Annotated in this window: 25 protein-coding genes; 8 read left to right on the plus strand and 17 right to left on the minus strand. The window is 70.3% G+C overall.

From position 1 onward, the window contains the following. Positions 1-13: 13 nt before the first annotated feature. The 4 genes from ABZ345_RS21400 to ABZ345_RS21415 form a co-directional block, all read right to left on the minus strand. Complete coding sequence (locus ABZ345_RS21400; RefSeq protein WP_359851244.1) at positions 14-1,177, minus strand: acyl-CoA dehydrogenase; 1,164 nt, start codon at positions 1,175-1,177, stop codon at positions 14-16. Positions 1,178-1,256: 79 nt separating this feature from the next. Continuing rightward, a complete protein-coding gene (purE, locus tag ABZ345_RS21405) occupies positions 1,257-1,745 on the minus strand; it encodes a 5-(carboxyamino)imidazole ribonucleotide mutase (RefSeq protein WP_359851246.1) in 489 nt (162 codons plus the stop codon). Continuing rightward, positions 1,742-2,929, minus strand: coding sequence for a 5-(carboxyamino)imidazole ribonucleotide synthase (locus tag ABZ345_RS21410; protein ID WP_359851248.1), 1,188 nt, complete (start codon positions 2,927-2,929; stop codon positions 1,742-1,744). Before ABZ345_RS21410 ends, purE begins: the two co-directional genes overlap by 4 nt. Continuing rightward, the gene (locus ABZ345_RS21415; RefSeq protein ID WP_359851251.1) at positions 2,893-3,720 is read right to left on the minus strand and encodes a helix-turn-helix transcriptional regulator; all 828 of its coding nucleotides are present in this window, start codon (positions 3,718-3,720) and stop codon (positions 2,893-2,895) included. Before ABZ345_RS21415 ends, ABZ345_RS21410 begins: the two co-directional genes overlap by 37 nt. A 67-nt stretch (positions 3,721-3,787) precedes the next feature. Between ABZ345_RS21415 and ABZ345_RS21420 the strand changes: the two genes are divergently transcribed. Further along, entirely contained in the window at positions 3,788-4,546 is a 759-nt protein-coding gene (locus ABZ345_RS21420; protein WP_359851254.1) for an NAD(P)-dependent oxidoreductase, read from the plus strand. On the opposite strand, the gene ABZ345_RS21425 is transcribed toward ABZ345_RS21420, so the two are convergent. From ABZ345_RS21425 to ABZ345_RS21440, 4 genes are all read right to left on the minus strand, one after another. Further along, on the minus strand, positions 4,504-5,442 hold the full coding sequence (locus ABZ345_RS21425; protein WP_359851256.1) for a hypothetical protein: 939 nt from the start codon (positions 5,440-5,442) through the stop codon (positions 4,504-4,506). The genes ABZ345_RS21420 and ABZ345_RS21425 overlap by 43 nt on opposite strands. Next, a complete protein-coding gene (locus tag ABZ345_RS21430; protein ID WP_359851259.1) occupies positions 5,439-6,233 on the minus strand; it encodes an ABC transporter ATP-binding protein in 795 nt (264 codons plus the stop codon). The genes ABZ345_RS21425 and ABZ345_RS21430 overlap by 4 nt, the downstream gene beginning before the upstream one ends. Next, entirely contained in the window at positions 6,230-6,610 is a 381-nt protein-coding gene (locus tag ABZ345_RS21435) for a GntR family transcriptional regulator (protein WP_359851261.1), read from the minus strand. Before ABZ345_RS21435 ends, ABZ345_RS21430 begins: the two co-directional genes overlap by 4 nt. Before the next feature lie 121 nt (positions 6,611-6,731). After that, positions 6,732-7,499 carry a GGDEF domain-containing protein gene (locus ABZ345_RS21440; protein WP_359851264.1) on the minus strand — a complete coding sequence of 256 codons (768 nt, stop codon included), beginning with the start codon at positions 7,497-7,499 and terminating at the stop codon, positions 6,732-6,734. Between the two features lie 112 nt (positions 7,500-7,611). On the opposite strand from ABZ345_RS21440, the gene tnpB reads away from it, so the two are divergent. From tnpB to ABZ345_RS21465, 5 genes are all read left to right on the plus strand, one after another. Continuing rightward, positions 7,612-9,048 (plus strand): IS607 family element RNA-guided endonuclease TnpB, encoded by a 1,437-nt coding sequence (gene tnpB, locus ABZ345_RS21445; RefSeq protein ID WP_359851267.1) that lies wholly within the window; start codon positions 7,612-7,614, stop codon positions 9,046-9,048. Positions 9,049-9,148: 100 nt separating this feature from the next. Continuing rightward, complete coding sequence (locus ABZ345_RS21450) at positions 9,149-11,353, plus strand: sigma-70 family RNA polymerase sigma factor (protein WP_359851270.1); 2,205 nt, start codon at positions 9,149-9,151, stop codon at positions 11,351-11,353. A gap of 133 nt (positions 11,354-11,486) precedes the next feature. After that, on the plus strand, positions 11,487-12,065 hold the full coding sequence (locus ABZ345_RS21455) for a GtrA family protein (RefSeq protein WP_359851419.1): 579 nt from the start codon (positions 11,487-11,489) through the stop codon (positions 12,063-12,065). Beyond that, on the plus strand, positions 11,995-12,525 hold the full coding sequence (locus ABZ345_RS21460; RefSeq protein WP_359851273.1) for a GtrA family protein: 531 nt from the start codon (positions 11,995-11,997) through the stop codon (positions 12,523-12,525). The genes ABZ345_RS21455 and ABZ345_RS21460 overlap by 71 nt, the downstream gene beginning before the upstream one ends. Before the next feature lie 78 nt (positions 12,526-12,603). Next, positions 12,604-12,762, plus strand: coding sequence for a hypothetical protein (locus tag ABZ345_RS21465; RefSeq protein ID WP_359851276.1), 159 nt, complete (start codon positions 12,604-12,606; stop codon positions 12,760-12,762). Between the two features lie 93 nt (positions 12,763-12,855). On the opposite strand, the gene ABZ345_RS21470 is transcribed toward ABZ345_RS21465, so the two are convergent. Together ABZ345_RS21470 and ABZ345_RS21475 are read right to left on the minus strand one after the other, a co-directional pair. After that, a complete protein-coding gene (locus ABZ345_RS21470) occupies positions 12,856-14,130 on the minus strand; it encodes an ATP-binding protein (protein WP_359851279.1) in 1,275 nt (424 codons plus the stop codon). Continuing rightward, a complete protein-coding gene (locus tag ABZ345_RS21475) occupies positions 14,130-14,804 on the minus strand; it encodes a response regulator transcription factor (RefSeq protein WP_359851282.1) in 675 nt (224 codons plus the stop codon). The genes ABZ345_RS21470 and ABZ345_RS21475 overlap by 1 nt, the downstream gene beginning before the upstream one ends. 31 nt (positions 14,805-14,835) lie before the next feature. Between ABZ345_RS21475 and hisN the strand changes: the two genes are divergently transcribed. Next, entirely contained in the window at positions 14,836-15,615 is a 780-nt protein-coding gene (hisN, locus tag ABZ345_RS21480; RefSeq protein WP_359851285.1) for a histidinol-phosphatase, read from the plus strand. Here hisN and ABZ345_RS21485 read toward each other — a convergent pair. From ABZ345_RS21485 to ABZ345_RS21500, 4 genes are read right to left on the minus strand one after another with little or no spacing between them, the layout of a single operon-like run. Then, a complete protein-coding gene (locus ABZ345_RS21485) occupies positions 15,596-15,871 on the minus strand; it encodes a hypothetical protein (RefSeq protein WP_359851288.1) in 276 nt (91 codons plus the stop codon). The two genes, hisN and ABZ345_RS21485, sit on opposite strands and share 20 nt — an antisense overlap. Next, entirely contained in the window at positions 15,868-18,414 is a 2,547-nt protein-coding gene (locus ABZ345_RS21490) for a glycohydrolase toxin TNT-related protein (protein ID WP_359851291.1), read from the minus strand. Before ABZ345_RS21490 ends, ABZ345_RS21485 begins: the two co-directional genes overlap by 4 nt. A 1-nt stretch (position 18,415) precedes the next feature. Next, positions 18,416-18,730, minus strand: coding sequence for a type VII secretion target (locus ABZ345_RS21495; protein ID WP_359851294.1), 315 nt, complete (start codon positions 18,728-18,730; stop codon positions 18,416-18,418). Further along, complete coding sequence (locus tag ABZ345_RS21500; RefSeq protein WP_359851297.1) at positions 18,727-19,212, minus strand: YbaB/EbfC family nucleoid-associated protein; 486 nt, start codon at positions 19,210-19,212, stop codon at positions 18,727-18,729. Before ABZ345_RS21500 ends, ABZ345_RS21495 begins: the two co-directional genes overlap by 4 nt. Positions 19,213-19,309: 97 nt before the next feature. Here ABZ345_RS21500 and ABZ345_RS21505 point away from each other — a divergent pair, with 97 nt between their 5' ends. Then, positions 19,310-19,747 carry a MaoC family dehydratase gene (locus ABZ345_RS21505; RefSeq protein ID WP_359851300.1) on the plus strand — a complete coding sequence of 146 codons (438 nt, stop codon included), beginning with the start codon at positions 19,310-19,312 and terminating at the stop codon, positions 19,745-19,747. Here ABZ345_RS21505 and ABZ345_RS21510 read toward each other — a convergent pair. From ABZ345_RS21510 to ABZ345_RS21520, 3 genes are all read right to left on the minus strand, one after another. Further along, the gene (locus ABZ345_RS21510) at positions 19,731-19,856 is read right to left on the minus strand and encodes a hypothetical protein (RefSeq protein ID WP_359851303.1); all 126 of its coding nucleotides are present in this window, start codon (positions 19,854-19,856) and stop codon (positions 19,731-19,733) included. The genes ABZ345_RS21505 and ABZ345_RS21510 overlap by 17 nt on opposite strands. A gap of 294 nt (positions 19,857-20,150) precedes the next feature. Continuing rightward, entirely contained in the window at positions 20,151-21,080 is a 930-nt protein-coding gene (locus tag ABZ345_RS21515; protein WP_359851306.1) for a hydroxymethylglutaryl-CoA lyase, read from the minus strand. Then, positions 21,067-21,591, minus strand: a complete 525-nt coding sequence (locus ABZ345_RS21520; protein WP_359851309.1) for a PH domain-containing protein — start codon at positions 21,589-21,591, stop codon at positions 21,067-21,069. The genes ABZ345_RS21515 and ABZ345_RS21520 overlap by 14 nt, the downstream gene beginning before the upstream one ends. Positions 21,592-21,597 lie beyond the last annotated feature (6 nt).

The following is a 21,597-nucleotide window of genomic DNA, read 5'->3' on the forward strand; positions in this document are numbered from 1 at the left end:
AGCCAGGGACGGCTCAGCCGTTGAGCACGGCGCGCGACATGACGACGCGCTGGATCTGGTTCGTGCCTTCGTAGATCTGCGTGATCTTCGCGTCCCGCATCATCCGCTCCACCGGGAAGTCCCGCGTGTAGCCGGCGCCACCGAACAGCTGCACCGCGTCCGTGGTGACCTCCATGGCCACGTCGGAGGCGAAGCACTTGGCGGCGGCGGTGATGAAGCTGATGTTCGGCTCGCCGCGCTCGGCCTTCGCGGCCGCGACGTAGACCATGTGGCGGGCGGCCTCGATCTTCATGGCCATGTCGGCGAGCATGAACTGCACGCCCTGGAAGTCCGAAATGGACTTGCCGAACTGCTTGCGGTCCTTGACGTACGCGACTGCGGCCTCGAGGGCGCCCTGTGCGATACCGACCGCCTGCGCGCCGATCGTCGGACGCGTGTGGTCCAGCGTCTTAAGAGCGGTCTTCAGGCCGGTGCCCGGCTCGCCGATGATCCGGTTAGCGGGGATGGTGCAGTTCTCGAAGTAGATCTCGCGGGTCGGCGAGCCCTTGATGCCGAGCTTGCGCTCCTTGGGGCCGACGGAGAAGCCCGGGTCGTCCTTGTGCACGACGAACGCGGAGATGCCGGCCGACTTCTTGGCGGCGTTGGGGTCGGTCACGGCCATGACCGTGTACCAGGTGGACTCGCCGGCGTTGGTGATCCAGCACTTGGTGCCGTTGAGCACCCAGTTGTCGCCGTCGCGGACGGCCCGCGTGCGCATCGAGGCGGTGTCGGAGCCTGCCTCGCGCTCGGACAGGGCGTAGGAGGCCATGGCCTCGCCCGAGGCGATGGACGGCATGACGAGCTGCTTCAGCTCCTCGGAGGCCGAGAGCAGGATCGGCATGGTGCCGAGCTTGTTCACCGCCGGGATCAGGGACGACGAACCGCAGACGCGGGCGATCTCCTCGATCACGATGCAGGTGGCCACGGAGTCGGCGCCCTGGCCGTCGTAGGACTCGGGCACGTGGACGGCGGCGAAACCCGCCTTCACGAGGGCGTTGTGGGCCTCTACCGGGAAGCGCTCGTTCTCGTCGACCTCGGCCGCGAACGGCTTGATCTCCTTCTCGGCGAGCGAGCGGACGGCCTCTCGCAGCGCCTCGTGCTCCTCGGCGAGCTGGTAGGTGCCGAAGCTCGGGTTCACCTTTGTTACCTCCGGGTAGCTGGTACTCAGCACGATGTTAGCGCCCGTTCACTACGGGCGCTGCTGTGCTGTTGAGCACTCAGAGGGACTTCTGCAGCGCCGCGTCCTTGTCTAGTACGAGCTGCTCGAGTTCCGCCTGGAAGCGGGCCATGCGCTCCTGCAACGCGGAGTCCGAAGAGGCCAGCATCCGGACGGCCAGCAGGCCTGCGTTGCGGGCGCCACCCACTGAGACCGTGGCCACCGGGACGCCCGCGGGCATCTGCACGATCGAGAGCAGGGAGTCCATGCCGTCGAGGTACTTCAGCGGCACGGGCACGCCGATGACGGGCAGCACGGTGGCGGAGGCGACCATGCCGGGCAGGTGGGCGGCACCGCCGGCGCCCGCGATGATCACCTTCAAACCACGCGAAGCAGCCGAGGTGGCGTAGTCGAGCATGCGCTGCGGGGTGCGGTGGGCTGAGACGACGCTCACCTCGAACGAGACGTCGAACTCGGCGAGCGCCTCGGTGGCGGCCTTCATCACCGGCCAGTCCGAGTCGCTGCCCATGATCACGCCAACCTGAGTCACTCCGAGCTCCCGTGAATGTCGTATCCGTCTGACCAAACGCCGGTGGACAGCCAGTCCGCGGCCAACCGCGCGCGCTCGCGCACCGAAGTCATGTCGTTGCCGAGGAACGTCACGTGCCCGATCTTGCGGCCCGGCCGTTCCTCCTTGCCGTAGAGGTGCACGTGCGCGTCGGGGAAACGCGCGAACAGGTGGTGCAGGCGCTCGTCGGGGCCCATCGCCGGAACGTCGGACGCGCCCAGCACGTTCGCCATCACGACGGCGGGGGCCATCAGGTCCGTGCGGCCCAGCGGGTAGTCGAGGACGGCGCGCAGGTGCTGTTCGAACTGGGAGGTGCGCGCGCCCTCGATCGACCAGTGGCCGGAGTTGTGCGGGCGCATCGCGAGCTCGTTGACGACCACGCCGTCCGCCGTCTCGAACAGCTCGACGGCCAGCACGCCGACCACGCCCAGCGCTTCGGCGACCTTCAGCGCGAGCTCCTGGGCCGCGGCACCGTCCAAGGAAGGAGCCGGCGCGAGGACCTCGACGCAGATGCCATCGGACTGCACGGTCTCGACGACCGGCCACGCCGCGCCCTGCCCGAACGGTGAGCGCGCGACCACGGCCGCCAGCTCGCGGCGCATCGGCACGCACTGCTCGACCATCAACGGCGTCCCGGCCTCCAGCAGCTCGGGGACGACCAGCTCGGCGCTGTTCGGCTGGTTCAGCATCCACACGCCACGGCCGTCGTAGCCGCCGCGGATCGCCTTCAGCACGCACGGCCAGCCGTGCGCCGCGCCGAACTTCAGCACGTCGCGGACCTCGTGGACCTCGGCGAACGGCGGCACCGGCAGCCCCAGCTCGGCCAGCCGCACCCGCATCTTCAGCTTGTCCTGCGCGTACTGCAGCGCGTCCGGACCGGGGTGCACCTTCACGCCCTCGGCGACCAGCGTGCGCAGGTGCGCGGAAGGCACGTGCTCGTGGTCGAACGTGACGACCTCGCAGCCCTTCGCGAACGCGCGCAACGCGTCCAGGTCGGTGTGCGTGCCGAGCACCACGTCCCGCGCGACCAGAGCGGCGGGGTCGTTCTCGGAGACGGCGAGCACGCGAAGTGACTGGCCGAGCGGGATCGCGGCCTGGTGCGTCATGCGGGCGAGCTGCCCGCCGCCGATCATGCCGACGACTGGGAGACGGGTACGGGAGTCCACGGTTCAGGCATCCTACCTGCGGCTTCTTCCGCGCTCACCAGCAGAGCCAGCCGCCGGGCGGTCACGCTGCCCGCGGGTGCGGTGTGGATCACCAGTCGCTGGTCGTGCTCCGGCGCCCCGAGCACCTCGCAGTCGAACTCCAGCAGGCCCGCGACGGGGTGCCGCAGCCGCTTGCGGTCCGACCGGCGCACGGCCACGTCGTGCTCCGACCACAACCGGGCGAACAGCGGGCTCGCCATCAACTCGTCGACCAACGGCTGCGCGGACGGCCGGCGCGCCAGAGTCGCGCGAAGGTCAGCGACATGCGAGCGGGCTACGTCCTCGCGCTCCTCCGCCGGAATTCGATCCGGCTCGGTCAGGAAGAACGCCCTGAGCAGGTTCAGGCCCGGACGCAGACCTGGGTGCACGAGCGCGGCGCGGGGAGTCCAGGCGAGCACGTCACCGAGGTCGGTCATCACGAACGCGATGTCGTCGCGCAGGCGGTCGAGCAGTAGCTGGACGCCGGGCCGGACCTCACGCGACGGGGGCTCTTCCGGCACCGCCTCGCCTGCGAGCCGGAACAGGTGCGCGCGCTCGTCGGCGTTGAGCTCCAACGCGCGTGCGATGCCGTGCAGCACTGACACGGACGGATGCGGTCCACGGGCCTGTTCGAGACGTGTGTAGTAGTCGGTCGACACGCCCGCAGCGGCCGCGATCTCTTCCCGGCGACGGCCCGGAGTGCGGCGGCGCCCACCACCGATCGGCGCCATCCGCTCGCGGCGGCTGCGCAGAAAGCCCGCCAATTCACGCATGCCTCCACCGTAGCCAGGGATCGACCGTCCCTGGCTGTGCACACAACGCCAGAACACGCTGGAACGCATGAAGATCGCGTTGACAGGGTCGACCGGACGGGTCGGCAGCAGGCTTCTCCCCCGACTGCGAGAGCTGGGCCACGACGTGCGCCCGTTCGCCCACCGGCTGGCGGACGCCGGTGCTGTGCAGGAGTTCGTGACCGACGTAGACGCCGTGGTGCACGTTGCCGCCGCGCTCCGCACGAGCACCGACCACGAGGGCGTGAACGTCCACGACACCCGAAGGCTCGCCGAAGCGTCCGCGAAGGTGCCGTTGTTCGTGCACTTCAGCACGAACCTGGTCTATCCCGCCGGACTCGGCAGGCCCGCGACCGAGGACGACCCGGCGAGCCCCGCGCCCGCGTTCGGCGACTACGCCCGCACCAAGGCCCTCGGCGAGAAGGCCGTGCTCGCGAGCAGAGAGGCCACGATCCTCCGGCTGGCGTTCGTCTACGGAGACGGCGACCCGCACCTCAAGGAGGCGATGAACTGGGCGTCGACCTGGCCTGGCCACCAACGGCTGCACATGATGCATCACGCAGACGTGGCACAGGCGGTCGCGAAGGTTCTCGACAGCGGTGCGAGCGGAATCTTCAACGTGGCGGACGACAGCCCCACGACGGCGGTCGAGCTGCACCTGCTGAACGGCCTCACCCCCAGTGAAGCCGTCCAGCAGGAGTTCGACCCGTGGCACGGAATCGTGTCGACGAACCGGGCACAACGGGAGCTCGGTTTCCGCCCGCGTTACCCCTCGGCCTGGGCCGCGGCGACGGCCGGCGTGCTCTGAACCGGCTCCGCCTCGGCGGAGATGCGGCGGTGGGAGCGCGACGGCTTCCACCCGCCGCCGTGGCGCAGCAGCCGGAACGTCAGCGCGAACAGCGCGGCCGCCAGCAACACGCACACACCGAACTCCATGTAGCGGAACGCCGTCATGCGCTCGATCGGCTGGTAGTCGATGTACGTGCCCACAGCGCTGCCGGACGTGCGCATGCAGCTGTTCGGGTTCGAGAACCGCGCGCACACCTCCGGCACGTTGACCGGACGCAGGTCGCCGTTGACGAAGCCCTTGCCGAGCTCGAGCGCACCCCACGGGACCACCGCGGTGCTGTCCCAGCGGGCCACCGTGCGGGTGGCCGGCAGGTAGTGGTCGCGCAGGATCACGGTCAACAGCACGCGCGACAACGTGTAGAAGACCAGTGTTGCGGCGATCGCGGTCACCACGTGCCTGGTGAGCAGGCCGATGAACACACCCAGCGCGAGGCCGAAGAGCGCGTAGCCCGCCTGCACGGCCGGATGCGCCTCGAACGCCGACCACGCCGGCATCGAACCGGCGTGCCCGTCACCCAGCCCGACGAGCAGCCCCAGCACCGCGGCCAGCGCGCCGAGCACGATCGCCTTGCCGCGCAACCAGTTCACGGGTTTGACGTCCTGGCCCCACGCGACGAAGTAGGTGCGTTCCTCCAGCTCGCGGGAGATCAGCGGCGCGCCCCAGAACATGCCGACCACGCCGCCGAACACCAGCTGCACCATGAGCCCGTAGAAGCCGGCCATGGGCATGGAGTCGAGCGTCCTGTGCACCGACTCGGCGGTGAAGAGGCCGTAGGCGGCGAGCAGGGCGAGGACCGCGGTGCCGACGATGGTCCACCGGTGCTGACGCCAGGTCAGCCAGACGAACGCGCTCATGCCGCACGCTCCAGGTGGGCCACGACCAGCTCCTCCAGCGTCACGTACCGGGCGGTCCACGGCTCGGCGATCTGCGTGCCGCCGGACTGCACGAGGTACTGCGACTGCGACTTGCTGTGCTTCGCGAGCACCACAGGTCCTTCCACGGGCGGTTCGGAGGCACGTGGTCCCGTGTAGAGAACGTGCTCTTCCAGCAGGGTGTCGGTGTCGTCGTCCACGAGCAGGCGGCCGTCGGCGAGCAGCAGCAACCGGTCGGCCACACCACCGATCTCCGCGACGACGTGCGTGGAGAAGATGAGCGTCATGCCGTTGTCGTTGACCTCGGTCAGCAACTCGCGCATGACTTTGCGGCGCGCCAACGGGTCCAGTTCGGACAGTGGTTCGTCGAGCATCAGGACGTCCGGGCGCGAACCGAGTGCGAGCGCGAGGGTCACGTGCGTGCGCTGGCCTCCGGAGAGGTCGCCGACCTGCAACCGGCGCGGCACCTTGAACCTGGCGAGCCACCCGTCGGCGAGGTCGTTGTCCCAGACGTCGTTCATGCGGCGGCCGAACTGCAGGACGTCGGCCACCTTGAAGTTCCTGTACATCGGCTTGTGCTGCGGCACGTACGCCACGCGGCCCGCGATGGACGCGTGCCCCGACTCCGGCGGCAGATGACCGGCCAGCACGTTCAGCAGCGTCGACTTGCCGGAGCCGTTGGCCCCCACAAGTGCGGTGACGCTGCCCGGCGGCAGCTCGAAGGAGACGTCCTCGACCGCCCACTTCGACACTTCGGCCGCGACCACGCTCATTGCGCTCCCCCACTCAGCACCTCGCGCAGCAGCGCGTAGATGTCCTCGTCCTCCAACCCGGCGGAGCGTGCCTCCGAGACCCAGCCGGCGAGGGTGCCCCGCAGCGGGTCGAGGTCCTCGGGGGCGGCGGACCCCAGGGAGGACTTGACGAAGGTGCCGGAGCCCTGACGGGCCTCGACGAGCCCGGCGAGCTCCAGCTCGCGATAAGCCTTGAGCACGGTGTTCGCGTTCACGCCGCTGGTCGCGACGACGTCTCTGACCGTGGGCAGCCGATCGCCCGGTTGCAACCAACCGAGCCTCATGGCCTCCCTGACCTGCCGCCCCAGCTGCAGGTACGCGGGAAGACCGCTGCCACGGTCGACGTGGAACTCGACCACACACGCTCCCAGATTGTTCTACTGAACTAAGACAATAGAACACTTCTACGGGCGTTGTGAAGAGAACGTTCAAGCAACCCGGTGGGGACGGGAAGCACTCGGGCGCGGGACAGGGGACAGGTCAGCGCCCGAGCGAGGTCAGGAGCGCGCACGCCTCGGCGTGCGTGTCCGGCAACCTCTCGGTCCACACCTTCGCGGGCCCGACGGGCCGCACGTTGGGGTCGTCCGCCAGCCGGTCGGCGGCCAGAACGCGCAGGTTGGAGATGCGCCTTGCGAGCAGTTCGTCACGCCGTACGAGGACCGCGGCCACGTACGGGCCGAGGGTCGCCAACGTCTCGCCACTGTCGAACACGGTGCGTAGAGCGTCCGAGACCAGGGTCATCGCGACGACACGTGACCAGCCCGAGGCGCGGTGCACGTCGAGGCGCAGCAGCACCAGTGCGTAGTCGAGGGACACGACCGGTGTCTCCCGGTACACCTCACCCAGACGAGTCCGCAGGTACGCGGCCGTCGCCAGCCCGGTCAGAGGATCTTCGGCCGCGCAGTCGCCGGCCTGCTTCGTCACCACGTCCGCCCATCCCAGCGCTGTCATGCGCAGCATCCGTGAAGGGAGCGCGTCGACGTTCGGCGACACGATGTGCGACGCGTCCGTCAGGACGGCGTGCAACGCGGCCAAATCCAGCAGCGTCTCGCTCAGGCCCGCTCCAGCCTCGGCACGCGCCCGGCCCAGCCGGATCAGCGCGTCGCCGGGGTCCGCGTCCTCGAGCATCGCCGCGCACACGTCGTCGACCTCGGCGAGCGGCCAGTCTGCGGGGAACGCCCAGCCTGCGGCCATGGTGGCGGTCCGCCACCTGGACTTCAGCAGGCGTTCCGCTTGTGCGACACCCACCCGGTCTCCCTTCAGCTCTCGCGATTCCAGGTGGGAGACGCGGCCGGTGCCCGATCGTGACGCAACCCGCGTGGGGGATTGAGACCGCAGTCTGAAACGAGCTCGAACACAGATGGGTGAGTCCCTCCAGCTGCGAGCCTGGACTGTCGGTGCCGCTCGCTACCGTGACGGTGAGATGGTCATGGTGATTCAGGCGTATCGGTTCGCCCTCGATCCGACCACGGGACAGCAGATGTCTCTGCGGTCGCATTGTGGTGCGCAGCGGTACGCGTTCAACTGGGGCTTGGCGCGGATCAGGGCGAACCTCGACCAGCGTGCCGCCGAGAAGACCTACGGCCTTTCCGGCGATCAGCTCACTCCATCGGTGCCGTGGTCGGCTTACAGCCTGCGCAAGGCGTGGAACCAGGCCAAACAGGAAGTCGCGCCGTGGTGGGGCGAGAACTCCAAGGAGGCGTACTCGTCGGGGCTGGCCAATCTCGCCGCAGCGCTGACGAACTGGCAAGACTCCAGCACCGGCGAGCGGCGTGGGCCGAGGGCCAGGTTCCCGAGGTTCAAGGGCAAGCGGGCCGGGGTGTCGTGCCGGTTCACCACCGGCGCGCTCGGCCTGGTCAAGTCGGATCGGCGGCACGTGAAGCTGCCCCGTATCGGCACGGTGCGCACCTGTGAGTCCACTCGCAAACTGGCCCGCCACGTGGAGCGCGGTACGGCACGCATTCGGTCCGTCACCGTGTCCTGCCGCTCAGGACGCTGGTTCTGCGCGTTCTCAGTGGAGGTCGCCCGCAACGACCCGGCGCCCACCCGAAGTGGTCCGGTTGTCGGTCTGGATCTCGGTGTCAAATCGCTCGCGGTGCTCTCCACTGGCGAGGTCGTCCCGAACCCGAAGCACCTCGAAACCGTTCAACGGAAGCTGCGCCGCCTGCAGCGCCAGGCCTCCCGCCGCACCGGTCCTGACAGGCGCACCAACCAGATCCCGTCGAACCGCTGGGGCAAGACCCGGGCCCGCATCACCAGACTGCACGCGCAGGTCACGAACGCGCGCCGCGACGGCCTGCACAAGCTCACCACTCGCCTGCTGCGCGGATTCAGCGCAGTCGTGCTGGAAGACCTGAACGTGGCAGGGATGCTGCGCAACCGACGCCTGGCCCGCCACATAGCCGGAGCCGGACTGGGAGAGGTGCTGCGGCAGACCAAGTACAAGGCAGCTTGGAGCGGCACTCGGCTCATCGTCGCCGACCGCTGGTACCCGTCCTCGAAGACCTGCTCGGACTGCGGCGCGGTGAAAGCCAAACTGCCGCTGCGCGTCCGGGTGTTCGACTGCGACGAGTGCGGTCTCGTGCTCGATCGCGACCTCAACGCCGCCCGCAACCTCGCCGCACTCGTCGGCGAGACGGCTGGCAGCACGTCCACGGAGAGTTGCGCCGGGACGTCAAACACGCCCGATGGAAACCCATGTCAGACCCACACCGTGTGGGCAGCGGGTACTGCCACGGGAAGACCCGCACCACCTGGCGCGGGCCAACGTCGCCGCCGCAAGGCGATGACCGCCTGAAGGCGTGAGTTCAAAGGCACTCACACTTTCGGTGACGGATTGAGATGACTCTTCGCGACGTCGTGCGTCACACTGAGCGCCGCGAGGAGGGGACAGAGACTTGGCGACCGTTCCTGCAGACGTCCAGGGGCCCAGCGACGCGGAACTCATCGAGTCCGTGCGCGGAGGGACCATCGACGCCTACGGCCAGTTGTACGAACGCCACGTCTCGGCGGCCTACAACCTCGCCCGCCAGTTGGCCCGCTCGCAGGCCGAGGCCGACGACCTGGTGTCCGAGGCGTTCGCGAAGGTGCTGGACACGCTCCGTGCCGGCCGCGGCCCCGACTCGGCGTTCCGCGCGTACCTGCTCACGGCCCTGCGTCACACCGCGTACGACAAGACCCGGCGCGACAAGAAGGTCGACCTCACCGAGGACATGACCGACGTCGCGCCGGCCGTGCAGTTCAGCGACACCGCGGTGGCCGGGCTGGAACGAAGCTTGGCCGCCCGCGCGTTCGCCGCGCTGCCGGAACGCTGGCAGATGGTGCTCTGGCACACCGAGATCGAGGGTCAGTCGCCCGCCGACGTCGCGCCGCTGCTCGGGCTGACGGCCAACGGCGTGTCCGCGCTCGCCTACCGCGCGCGCGAGGGCCTCAAGCAGCAGTACCTGCAGATGCACCTGGCCGAGACGGACACCGAGCGGTGCAAGGCGACCGTCGACCGGCTCGGCGCCTGGACCCGCGCCGGGCTGTCCAAAAGGGAAGCGACTCAGGTCGAGGCACACCTCGACGAGTGCGGTCGCTGCCGGGCGCTGGCGGCCGAGCTCGCGGACGTCAACGGCGCGCTGCGGATCTTCGTCGCGCCGCTGGTGCTCGGTGTCGGCGCCACGACCTACCTGGTGGCGGCCGGTACGACCACGGCCGTAGTCGGTGCCGGAGCGGCCGCCGGTGGTGCGGGCGCGGTCGGTGCCTCGATCCCCCGTCAGCTCATCACTGTCGGTGGTTCCGCCGCCGCCGTGGCCGCCGCCGTCGTGATCGCGCTGACCGCGGGTGGCGGGGACCAGCAGGCGCCGCAGGTGCAGGCCGCGGAACCGCCGCCGCCCGCGGTGACCCAGGTCCAGCCGCCACGGCCGGTCGTTCCGCCGGCGCAGCAGCCGTCGCCCACGACGGAGCCGCCGGTCCTGACTCCGTCGCCGGCGCCCGCCCCGCCGCCGTCCGAGACTCCGGCACCGACACCCACTCCGGCGCCGACGCCGCCGCCCGCGTCGCTCACGCCGACCACGCCGAGCGGGTTCACGCTCACGCCGGGCGAGGACCCGAAGGACTTCCCGATCACCGTCCGGAACACGGGCGGCACCCCGGCGCCGCCCGCGAGCATGGTGCTGAACCTGCCTCCGGGCGTGCTGTCGACCGGCGGGCCGGCGTCCTTCGCGGCGCGGCTGCTGCAGACGGACGGCTCCACCGAGCAGACCGTGAACTGCCCGGCCGGCGGCGGCATGATCACTTGTGTCACGCCGCAGGGCATCGCGCCCGGAGGGCAGGCGACGTTCCTCTTCCGGCTGAAGGCGACGCAGGAAGCCACGACCGGGACGATCACGGGCACGATCTCCGCGGGCACCGCGATCTCGGTCAACGTCAGCATCGCGGTCGACGTGCCGCCGATCAACGACGACATCGAGCTCTCCGTGACGACGTGGCAGGAGCAGTTGTACTGGCACCCGCGCTCGGACGTGGACGTGCGCAACAAGGGCCCGCGCGCGGGCACGTTGAAGCTGGACGTCACGTCGACGGACCACATCGTGATCTACACGCCGTATCGCCAGTGCTCGCACACGAGCACGAGGTCGATCCAGTGCGTCGCCGACCTCGACAAGGGCGGCCAGTTCCGGATGTCCTTCTTCACGTTCGGGCGCCGGGACGGGAACATCACCGTCACGGCCACGCTGGGCAACGCGACGAAGTCCGTGGTCGTGCCGGTGAAGGGGTGGCCGGGCCATCCGCCGGTCGACGACCTGCCGCCACCGCCGCCCTCACCTGAGCCGACGACGGTTCCGCCGACGACCACCACCACCACGCCGCCCGTGAAGCCGACGCCGGTCGAGCCCACGAAGCCGGGCACGCCGACGCTGCCGCTCCCGCTGCCGACCCTGACGCCGGAGCTTCCGCCGGTGCTGCCGCCGTCGACCGGTTCGCCGACGCCGTCCGTGCCGCCGTCGTCGCCGGAACCGACCGCGCCGCCGAGGTCGGAGGAACCGTGCAAGCCCGGTCTGCTCCCGTGGTTGATCCCGGACCTGCTGGGGTCGCCGTGCCCGCCGGCCCGAAGTTGATCAAAAGTTGATCTTTCGTCGTCACTGAACGTGCAGGTCAGGTGCCTCCGAGTGGTCGTTGGTAACACCCGGAGGCAGGCGCCGTTATCTTGATCCGTAAGCTGACGCGGTGCTGCCAGTCGTTCGCCGCGCCATGAGCCGGCTGCCAGAACCACTCCAGTTCCTGCTTCACAAGCACCGCGAGATGATCCGGTTCGCAGTGGTCGGCGGCACGACATTCCTGATCGACAACGGCGTCTGGTACGCGTTGAAGCTCACCGTGCTGACCGACAAGGTCGTCACGGCGAAGGTCATCGGCGTGCTGGTGGCGATCATCGCCTCGTACGTGCTGTCGCGCGAATGGTCGTTCCACACCCGCGGCGGCCGCGAGCGCCACCACGAGGCAGCGCTGTTCTTCCTGGTCAGCGGCATCGGCGTGGGCATCAACGTCCTCCCGCTGTACCTGTCGCGGCACCTTTTCGACCTGCAGGCGCCGTTCGTCACGGCGCTGACCGAGGAGATCGCGGACTTCGTCTCGGGCTCGATCATCGGCATGCTGCTCGCCACGGGCTTCAAGTTCTGGGCGATGCGGCGCTGGGTGTTCCCGGACGCCGGCGCTCGTCCAGACCGGCGTGTTCACCCGATCTCCGTAGACTCTCCCCGTGTCCCTAGCCGAAACAGTGGTGTCCCGGTTTCCGGAGCCGATCCGGTCGATCGCGCTGAAGCATCGTGAACTGGTCAAGTTCGCCCTGGTAGGGGGCACCTGCTTCGTGATCGACACGGTCCTGTTCTTCGGGATCAAGATCGTGGTCCTGCCCAACAACCCGGTGACGGCGAAGATCATCGCGACCCTGGTCGCCACGATCGTGTCGTACGTCCTCAACCGGGAGTGGTCGTTCCGCACCCGCGGCGGCCGCGAACGCCATCACGAGGCGGCGCTGTTCTTCCTGGTCAACGCCATCGGCATCGTGCTGAACTCGGCACCGCTGTACGTCGCGCGGTACCTGTTCCACCTGCAGGAGCCGCATGTGTCGCGGTTCACCGAGGAGCTGTCGGATTTCCTGAGCGCGCAGATCATCGGCACGCTCATCGCGATGGCTTTCCGCTGGTACGGGTACAAGAAGTGGGTGTTCCCCGAGGAGAACGCGCGCCGGCGGCCGTTGGACGAGGAAGAGGCGCTCGGCCACTCGTGACGCGGCGGGACCGCCGGCAGGGCGTTGTCCCGCGTCACGGACGCGCAAGGCCTCCTTGTGCCGTGCCGCGGGGGAACGGTGGAAACCGACCGTGACCGGCTGTTGCACCGGGGCGGCAAACAGAACCTCCCTCTGCTCATGGGGATCGAGCAGGTGGAGTTCTTCCACGACGTGATGGTCAGAGAGGTCACCGACGCCGTGCAGGCGGTGGACGCGTTCGCCATGTCGTTGGCATAGGCGAATACCGCGACAGTGGATCTGACAACCCCAGCTTTGCCGTTTGAAGCCGTCACCTTGGCGCGTCACGTAGGGACGTCCCCGCCGGCGGCGTCAGCGCGGGGTGCTCGGCGCCTTCCACGGGATGCCGACCACGTCCTGAGCCTTGGGCACCGGCAGGAACACCGCGAACGTCGCCGGCCGCGCCGTGGACAGCTCCAGCCGCCCACCGTCCGCGTCGACCAGCGCCCGTGCGAGCGCCAGGCCGACACCCGTCGAGCCACCGCCGGACACGCCTCGCTCGAAGATGTGCGCGGCTAGGTCGTCGGGCACGCCCGACCCGCCGTCGCTGACCTCCACCACGACGGTGCCCTCCTCGCTGCGTGCGGCAACGACGACGGCGCCCTCACCGTGACGCAGGGCGTTGTCGAGGAGGACGCCGATGGCTTCGCGGAGGCGGGCCGGGGTGGCGCGGGCCAGCAGGCCGTCGGGGACGCGGACGCGCAAGGTGCGGCCGTGGCTCTTCACCTGCTCGCGCCATTCCTCGGCGATGGCGTTCAGGGCCGGGCGAAGCTCCAGCGGTTCGGCGCCGACGGCTCGGGCCGCGCGCGCGGCGGCGAGGAGCTCGTCCAGGACTGCGGCCAGGCGTTCGGCCTGTTCGAGGGCCGCTCGGGCTTCCAGGGCAGTCTCGGGTTCGGGGTGCTCGGCTAGGGCTTCCAGGCGCAGTTGGAGGGCCGTAAGGCGGCTGCGGAGCTGGTGGGAGACGTCGCCGACCAGTTCGCGCTCGCGTTGGACCAGGCGGGCCAGGGCGGTGGCGGAGGTGTCCAGGGCCTCGGAGACCGCGTCGAGTTCGGAGATGTTGTAGCGCTGCTCGTCGGCGCGGAAGTCACCGGCGCCGAGACGCGAGGCGCGGGCAGCCACGTGGCCGAGCGGCTTCGCGAGCGTTTGCGCGGTCACCAGGGCGACGACCGTGCCGGTGCCTACGGAGAGGCCGAGCAGGAGCAGCACCAGGCCCGCCACCTGGAACTGGGTGGTGTGCATCGGGGCCGACGGGATCTCCAGCCGGACGGTGCCCTGCTGGGCGATCGGCAGTTCCGCGGTCAGCGGGTCGTCGCCCGGCGAGGGGCCGGTGACGCTGGTGGCGCCACCGGACACCACGGTGAGGCGGCCGTCGGTCGGGATGGCGATCCGGACGGCCTCGATGTCGAGGCTCTGGCGGTTGGCGAGCTGGTCGTCGAGGGTCGTCGCGATGCGCTGGGCGCGTTCGGTGAGCACGCCGCGGGCGTTGTCCTCGACGAGAGTCAACGCGGAGTAGCCCAGCGGGAGCCCGAGGACGATCCCCGTGACGGCGACGGCGAGCAGGATCGCCCGCAGGATCCGGCGGCGCATCAGTCGGCGTTGAAGCGGAAGCCGCGGCCGCGGACCGTCGCGATGCGCTTCTCGGCCGAGTTCGGGGTGCCGTCGCTGAGCTTTCGGCGCAGCCACGACATGTGCATGTCGAGAGTCTTGCTGCCCTTGAGGTCCGGGTCGTTCCAGACCTCGGACAGGATCTCGTCGCGGCTCACGACCTGGCCCGCGCGCTGGATGAGCACCTTGAGGAGCTCGAACTCCTTGTTCGCGAGCTGGATCTCGCCGCCGTCGACCGTGACGCGGCGGGCGGCCAGGTCGACGCGGACGCCGTTGACCTCTAGCGTGCCCGGCGCGCGGCGGCGGAGAAGGGCCCGGATGCGGGCCATCAGCTCGGCGAGCCGGAACGGCTTCGCCACGTAGTCGTCCGCGCCCGCGTCGAGCCCGACCACGAAGTCGACCTCGTCGGCGCGCGCGGTGAGCATCAGCACGGGGATCCCCCTGCCGTTCTGCCGGAGCCTGCGGCACACCTCCAAGCCGTCCATGCCGGGCAGGCCGAGGTCGAGGACCAGAAGATCCATGCCCCCGACCATGGCGGCTTCGAAGGCACTCGGCCCGTCCACGACGACCTGCACCGAATAGCCCTCCCGCGTCAACGCGCGGGAGAGCGGTTCCGCGATGGCCGGGTCGTCCTCGGCCAGCAACACCACGCTCACGGGCCCAGCGTATTCGTGGAACGATCGCCGCGTGTCACGCCACGATGCTGATCTCGAACTCGCCCTCCGCCTCGCCGACGCCGCCGACGCGATCACCTCCGCCCGATTCCGCGCTCACGACCTCGCCGTGGAGCGCAAGCCGGACCGCACGCCCGTCACCGACGCCGATGTCGCGGTCGAGGACGCCGTGCGCGAGGTGCTCGCCGCCGAACGCCCGTCCGACGTCGTGATGGGCGAGGAACGCGGTGGCACGCTGGATGCTTCGCGCGTCTGGGTGCTCGACCCGATCGACGGCACCAAGAACTTCCTGCGCGGCGTGCCGATCTGGGCGACGCTGATCGCCCTGGTCGAGGACGGCACGCCGGTCGTGGGCGTCGTGTCCTCGCCCGCACTCGGGCGCCGGTGGTGGGCCGCTGCCGGTGGTGGCGCTTTCATGTCGGACATGGCCGGTGAGCGCGCGATCTCCGTGTCCGGGGTGCGCTCTCTCGAGGACGCGTACGTCTCGACCACCGACTTGAAGTCGTGGGTCGAGCACCACACGCGCGAGGCGTTCCTGCGTCTCGTGGACGCCACGTGGGAGAGCCGCGCATTCGGCGACTTCTACCAGCACTGCCTGGTCGCCGAGGGTGCCCTCGACCTCGCCGCGGAGTGCGTGGCGAACCCGTGGGACATCGCCCCGTTCCAGGTCCTGGTGACGGAGGCAGGCGGCCGTTTCACCTCACTGTCGGGTGAGGAGCGTTACGACGGCGGCGACGTGCTGACGTCGAACGGCCACCTGCACGACTCCGCGCTCAAGCTGGTTGGACGGTAAGACTTCCGCGCGCGACCTGGGCCCAGGCCAGCCGTCCGAAGAGGTAGTGGCACGCCACGCTCTCGTCGTCGAACCGGGCCCAGTCGTAGCGGTTGCCCTGCTCCTGCCAGAACACCTCGTAGCCCCTGACCACGTCGGTCTCGGCGTCGACGTCGGCGAGCAGGCACCAGCGCTGGTCCGTCTCCTCGCCGATGCTGACGACGTCGTCGGGCACGCCGATCTTCGTCAGCCACTCGGGCAGCGTCTCGACGTTCATGCGGTGATCTCCGTGAGGTAGCCGAGCGCGACGAGGTCAGCGACGGGGTAGGTGGTGCGGTACCTGGTCGCGCCGCCGGGCTGGCCGAACCAGGGTGCGCTGATGGTGCGGTGGACGGGCAGGTCCTGTTCGACCCGGTACCTGCGGTAGCCCTCGTCCGCGGCCTGCGGCGGCAACGAGCGTTGCGCGAAGGGGGTGCCCGCGGTGGACAGGACGCGGCCTTCCGCGGTGCCGAACCGGTCGAGCTCGGCGCCTGCCTTGAGCACCTCCGGCCGGCTGTCCTCGTAGCCGCCCTCGCGTTCGACCGGCCAGCGCGGGGTGCCGTCCTCGTTCTCGAAGAGGGCCGACCAGTCGCGCTCGTGCATGCCGGCCAACGGGTCGTAGCCGGTCAGCAAGGCCTGCACGACCGAGTGGTCCTTGCCGAGGCCGTCGGAGTGGTCCGCGGGCCGGGCGGAGGACGTGTCGACCAGGTCGGCCTGCGGGTGGTCCTGCGGGGCGAACCTGGGGATGACCTGCTCGTCCGGTTGCGGAGGCGGCGGGAGCTGCCTGGCGGGCTTCGGGGCGAGCCGCGGGGCTCGGCCCGCGGACAGGAAGATCGCCATGAACCAGCTGCCCGCGGCGGCCGCGGTGTAGGTGTGGCGGGCGACGTCGTAAGCGACGCCGGGGACGCCGGACAGGGCCTCGTTGCGCTCGAGGCGGTCCGTGAGGGAGCCGCTCTGGTGTCCGTTGAGGTCGACGCCCGCCAGCGGGGCGGTGCCGAAGTCGATGCCCGCCCCTGGTGCGGCAGGCGCCACGACGGTGTCGCCCACCTTCTGACCGGGGATCGCCGCATCGCTGCCGGGTTCGCCGAACGCGCCGTCCTTGTGCAGCGGGTCCTTGAGGGGGTCCTTCGACGGGTCCTTGGCGAGTGCGTCCTTGCTACCGGGCTGGCCCTGGCCAGGAGCCTGGTTGCCGCTCTGTCCGGGCTGACCGGGGGCCTGGCTGCCGGGCTGGCCCTGCTGGCCGACGACCGAAGCCTGTCCGCCTGCCGTGCCCTGGCCGAACTGGCCGCTCACCGCCTGACCTGCCGACCCCGGCGCACCGGTCTTGCCCGCCGGTCCGGCCTGCGGACCTGCCTTGGCTTCGGCCGCGGCCTTCGCGTCGGTGGCCTTGGCCGCCTGCTGACCCTGCTGGGCCGCCTGCTGGCCGGGCGCCTGGGTGCCGCCCTGCTGGCCGACGACCGCGCCGACCTGGGCACTCGCGGCCGGAGCCGCCGACGGGACACCGCCAAGAGCGCTGCCCACGGCACCGCCCACTGGGCCGCCGACCGGGCCACCCATCGGGGCGCCGCCGCCCAGCGGGCTGCCGAGGGCCGGGCCCGCGGGAGCAGCCGGAGCGGCGGGTGCGGCGGCAGGTGCGGCTGGCTGGCCGTGCATCTCGCCGCCGCGGACCAGCGTCGGGTCCAGCACGGCGGCGGAGGCCTGGGTGGTGCCTTCGGCGACAGGGCCGAGGTTGCCCTGGACGCTCGGGATCGCTTCCACGACCGGTGCGACCGCGGGCTGGACGGTCTGGGTCACCTCGGCCACGAGACCTGGCAGCACCTGAGGACCGCCTCGGCCGGGACCGTCGCCACGGCCAGGACCGTCACCGCGGCCGGGACCATCACCGTGACCGGGGCCGTCACCGCGACCATCGCCGGGGCCATCGCCCTTGCCGTGACCGTCGACGGCGTCGAACACCGGACCGGTCGCCTCACGGCCACCGGGCACCGCGTCCACCAGAGGAGCGGCAGCGTCCGTCACAGCACCGACCACGGGCGCGACAGGCCCGGTCGCGGCGTGCACGACCGGAGCCACGGGCGCCGTCGCGTCGTGCACGACGGGAGCGACCGCATCGGTGACCGGAGCGACCACCTGAGCAACGGGCTCGACGGCCTGAGCAACGGGAGCCACCACGCCGCCGACCACGTTCGTGACCGGAGCGAGCAAGCCACCACCGCCACCACCGCCGGGGCCGTGGGCGCCCGGTGCGGTGTTCACGGGCGGCGAGGCCTGGCTCATGTCCACGCCGCTGCCCAGGTTGATGGCGGAGGACAAGGTGTGGTGGAGGTTCGCGACGTTGGCCGCGGTGCCTCGAGTCAGCGTGTCGAGCCCGAGCAGAGCGTTGGGGTTGCCGGCGTTGGCCGACGCGGTCGCCGCGTCGTTGTTCTTGGCCAGCGTCACCAGCTCGCGGACGATCTCGACCTTCGCGGCACCCACCTGCTGGGCGGCGTGGTCGAGGCGGTCGGCGGCGGCGTGGCAACCGCGGGCGGCGCGCTGCAGGTCGCCGTCCGGGGCCACGACCTTGGCCCAGTTGCCCCGAGCGGCGTCGCCGGTCGCGCCCGTGACGCCTTCCAGCGCACGCGTGGCGGCGCCGTCGGAGGAGGTGCCCAGGGTCTTGATCTTGTTGCCCGCGTCGCGCCACGCCGTGGCGCTGGAGCGCATGGCTTCCTCGTCCGCCTTGGGCCACGAGACGCCTGCCTTGGCGGCGACCTCGGTGAGTTCGGCGGGTAGCTCGATGCCCATGTCAGCCGTCCAGCCTTCTCATCGCGGAGGCGTTGCTCTGCTCGACGTGCCGGTACGTCTCGGCCGTCGCGGCGAGCTTGTCGCCCACGTCCCCCAGCGTCGTCGAGAGTCCCGACAACGCCCCTGCCGTGTCACCGGAAGGCTTCTGGTGCGAGGCGGCGAAGCTCTGGCCCACCGCGTCGTCACCCCAGCAGGCGCCGAACGCGGCCAGCGCCTTGTCGAGCGTGCCCGCGATCTCCTTGGCCTGGCCTGCGAACCCGCGCAGCTCCCGCGCCCCGGCGTCCAGCCGATCGAGGTCGGCCTCGTACCCGGTCATCGAACCCTCCTGTTGATGAGCTCGGAGTCGAGCCAGCTCTCCCGTTGCTCGTTGTCCTCGTCGTCGTCCATGCGACGGCGGACGGGCTGCCGGCCCAGATCGACGGTCTCGGTGTCGTCCGGTTCGTACTCGGCGGGCTTCAGGTCCGCGGTACCGGCGACGAGCGCGGCGGGATCGGTCGAGGCGGGCAGCACCGCGCTCAACGTCTGATAGGTGTCCTCGGCAGCGCTCGCGGCAGCCGCGGCGACCGTCCGCACGATCAGCTCGGCCAGCTGTTCGGGCCGATGCCGTCGATACGCCAGTTCGGACAGCTCCAGCGCGGCGAGCCGGCCCCCGGATCCCACGACCGCGGTGACCGTCCCATCAGGACTGGACGCCTGGCCGGAGACGGCAGCTAGCTCGCGCTGGACCGACGCCAGCTGCTCACGGCTGCGCCGGTAGTCGGCGAGCAGCTCCTCGACCTGCGCACGGTGGTCGTCCACCGAGTCCCCCTCACACGCATAGCCCTGGGCTCGGGCTCTTGGACGCCGTCGCCCTTAGATCGGTTCCCAGCAGATTCAGTTACGTACGATCAACGACGTGATCGCGTTCGAGGATCTGCCCGCAGGCCGAATCATCCCGCTCGGCGAGGTAATCGTCGACCGGGACGACATGGTGGAGTTCGCCAGGAAGTTCGACCCGCAGCCGTTCCACCTGGACGAGGAAGCGGGGCGGAACTCGATTTTCGGTGGTTTGTCCGCATCCGGCTGGTACACGGCGTCGCTGTGGATGCGCAGCTGGGTCGACGTGGTCCTGTCCGACTCCACCTCGCAGGGCTCGCCGGGTGGGCGCGAGCTGTCCTGGCTCGCGCCGGTGTACGCGGGCGACACGCTGACGTTCGCCGCCGAGGTGCTGAGCGCACGGCTGTCCAAGAGCAGGCCGACGCTGGGTCTCGTGGAGTTCGCGGGCACGGCCCATCGCGGGGACGAGCTGGTCTTCAAGTTCGTCGCCACGGGGATGTTCACAGCGCGCGGCTGACGAGCGCCTGCCGCGTTCCCCTGCGCTCGACCAGTTCGAAGCCCGCGTCGGGCAGCAACGACGGCACTCCCCGACGACGTGCGTCCCGCCGGACGTGGAAGTACGTCACCGAGCAGTACCGGAACCATGGGCGGTGATCTTCGAGCGGCCCAGCCGCGAGACCGAGGCTCTGGGCGCCGCAGCCACCCGGCCGACGGTTTCACCCGAGCCGGAGACGGCGAGCAACCCGAGTCGGAGACGGCGAGCAACCCGATCGGGCGCCGCCGCGCACGCCGAAGCCGGGCGCCTCACCGACAAAATCGCGGAGGTCCCCTTGGGGGGCGCGAGAAGCCCCACTCCAAATCATGGCAGGCAGGTCTGACAATTTTGGGCGGCCGCGATCACGGCCAGGTCAGCCCGGCGACTACTTCGCGAGTGCCCTCACGACCCGCGACGGGCTCGGGCGGCCGAGTTGCTCGGCCATCCACACCGAGGTCTCGACCAGCTTGTCGAGGTCGACCCCTGTCTCGATGCCCAGACCGTTGAGCATCCACACCAGGTCCTCGGTGGCGAGGTTGCCGGTCGCCGACTCCGCGTACGGGCACCCGCCGAGACCACCGGCCGAGGAGTCCACAGTCGTGACGCCGCAACGCAAAGCGGCCAGCGTGTTCGACAGCGCCTGCCCGTAGGTGTCGTGGAAGTGCACGGCCAGCCGGGTCACGTCCCGGAAGCCCTCGAGCAGCGACTCGACCTGGCCGGGCGTCGCCACGCCGATGGTGTCGCCCAGCGACAGCTGCGAACAGCCCATCTCCAGCAACCGCTCGCCCACCGCGACGACCTGGGCGCGCGGAACCGCGCCCTCCCACGGGTCGCCGAAGCACATCGACACGTACCCGCGCACGTCCATGCCGGCGGACAGCGCTCGCTTCACGGTCGGCTCGAACATCTCGAACTGCGAGTCCAGCGTCCGGTTGAGGTTCTTGGAGGCGAACGTCTCGGTGGCGGAAGCGAAGATCGCGATGTGCTTGACCCCGGCCTCCAGCGCCCGGTCGAGCCCGCGCTCGTTCGGCACGAGGACGGGATAGACGACCCCGGGCCTGGCGTCCAAACCGGACAGGAGCTCGGAGGCGTCGGCCAGCTGCGGCACCCACTTGGGGTGCACGAAGGACGTTGCCTCCAAAACGGACAGACCCGCGTCGGCGAGCCGGGAGAGGAACTCCAGCTTCACCGCCACCGGCACGACGACGGACTCGTTCTGCAGGCCGTCCCGGGCACCGACCTCCCAGATCGTCACCCGCGAGGGCAGCGACCCGGAAGGAACCACGTCGGGCAGACCGGCCTCACGCGCGCCCATCGAGCGTCCTCGGGTGGTAGTCGTCGTCGGGGTTGTCGTTGACCTCGCGGTACAGCAACGAGTGCACCTTCTCCACGGACGGGATGTCGTCGAACTCGAGCGGCTCGTCCGACGCCGACTCGATGATCAGCGTGCCGCAGCCCAGCACCCGGTCGAGCAGGCTGTGCTCGAACCGGACGCTGTTGATGCGCGACAACGGGATGTCCAGGCCGGTGCGCTTGAACACGCCCTCGCGCGCCATCACCCGGTCCGACGTGACGATGAAGTGGGTGGTCCGCCAGCGCACCAGCGGCGCGAGCGTCAGCCACATGATCAGCACGACGCCGACCACGGCGAGCGCGACCCACGCGACGGTGGCCCACGACTGGTCGACGACGAGTCCGGCCAGGTAGGTGCCGAGCGCGACCACGACCAACAGCCAGAACACCGGGAAGAGCAGCATCTTCCAGTGGGGATGCCGGTGGATCACGACGTGCTCGCTCGGGCTCAGCAGGTCGTCGGGATAGGCCATGGGCCA

The organism is Lentzea sp. NPDC005914 (genome assembly GCF_040629405.1).
Lineage (GTDB): Bacteria > Actinomycetota > Actinomycetes > Mycobacteriales > Pseudonocardiaceae > Lentzea.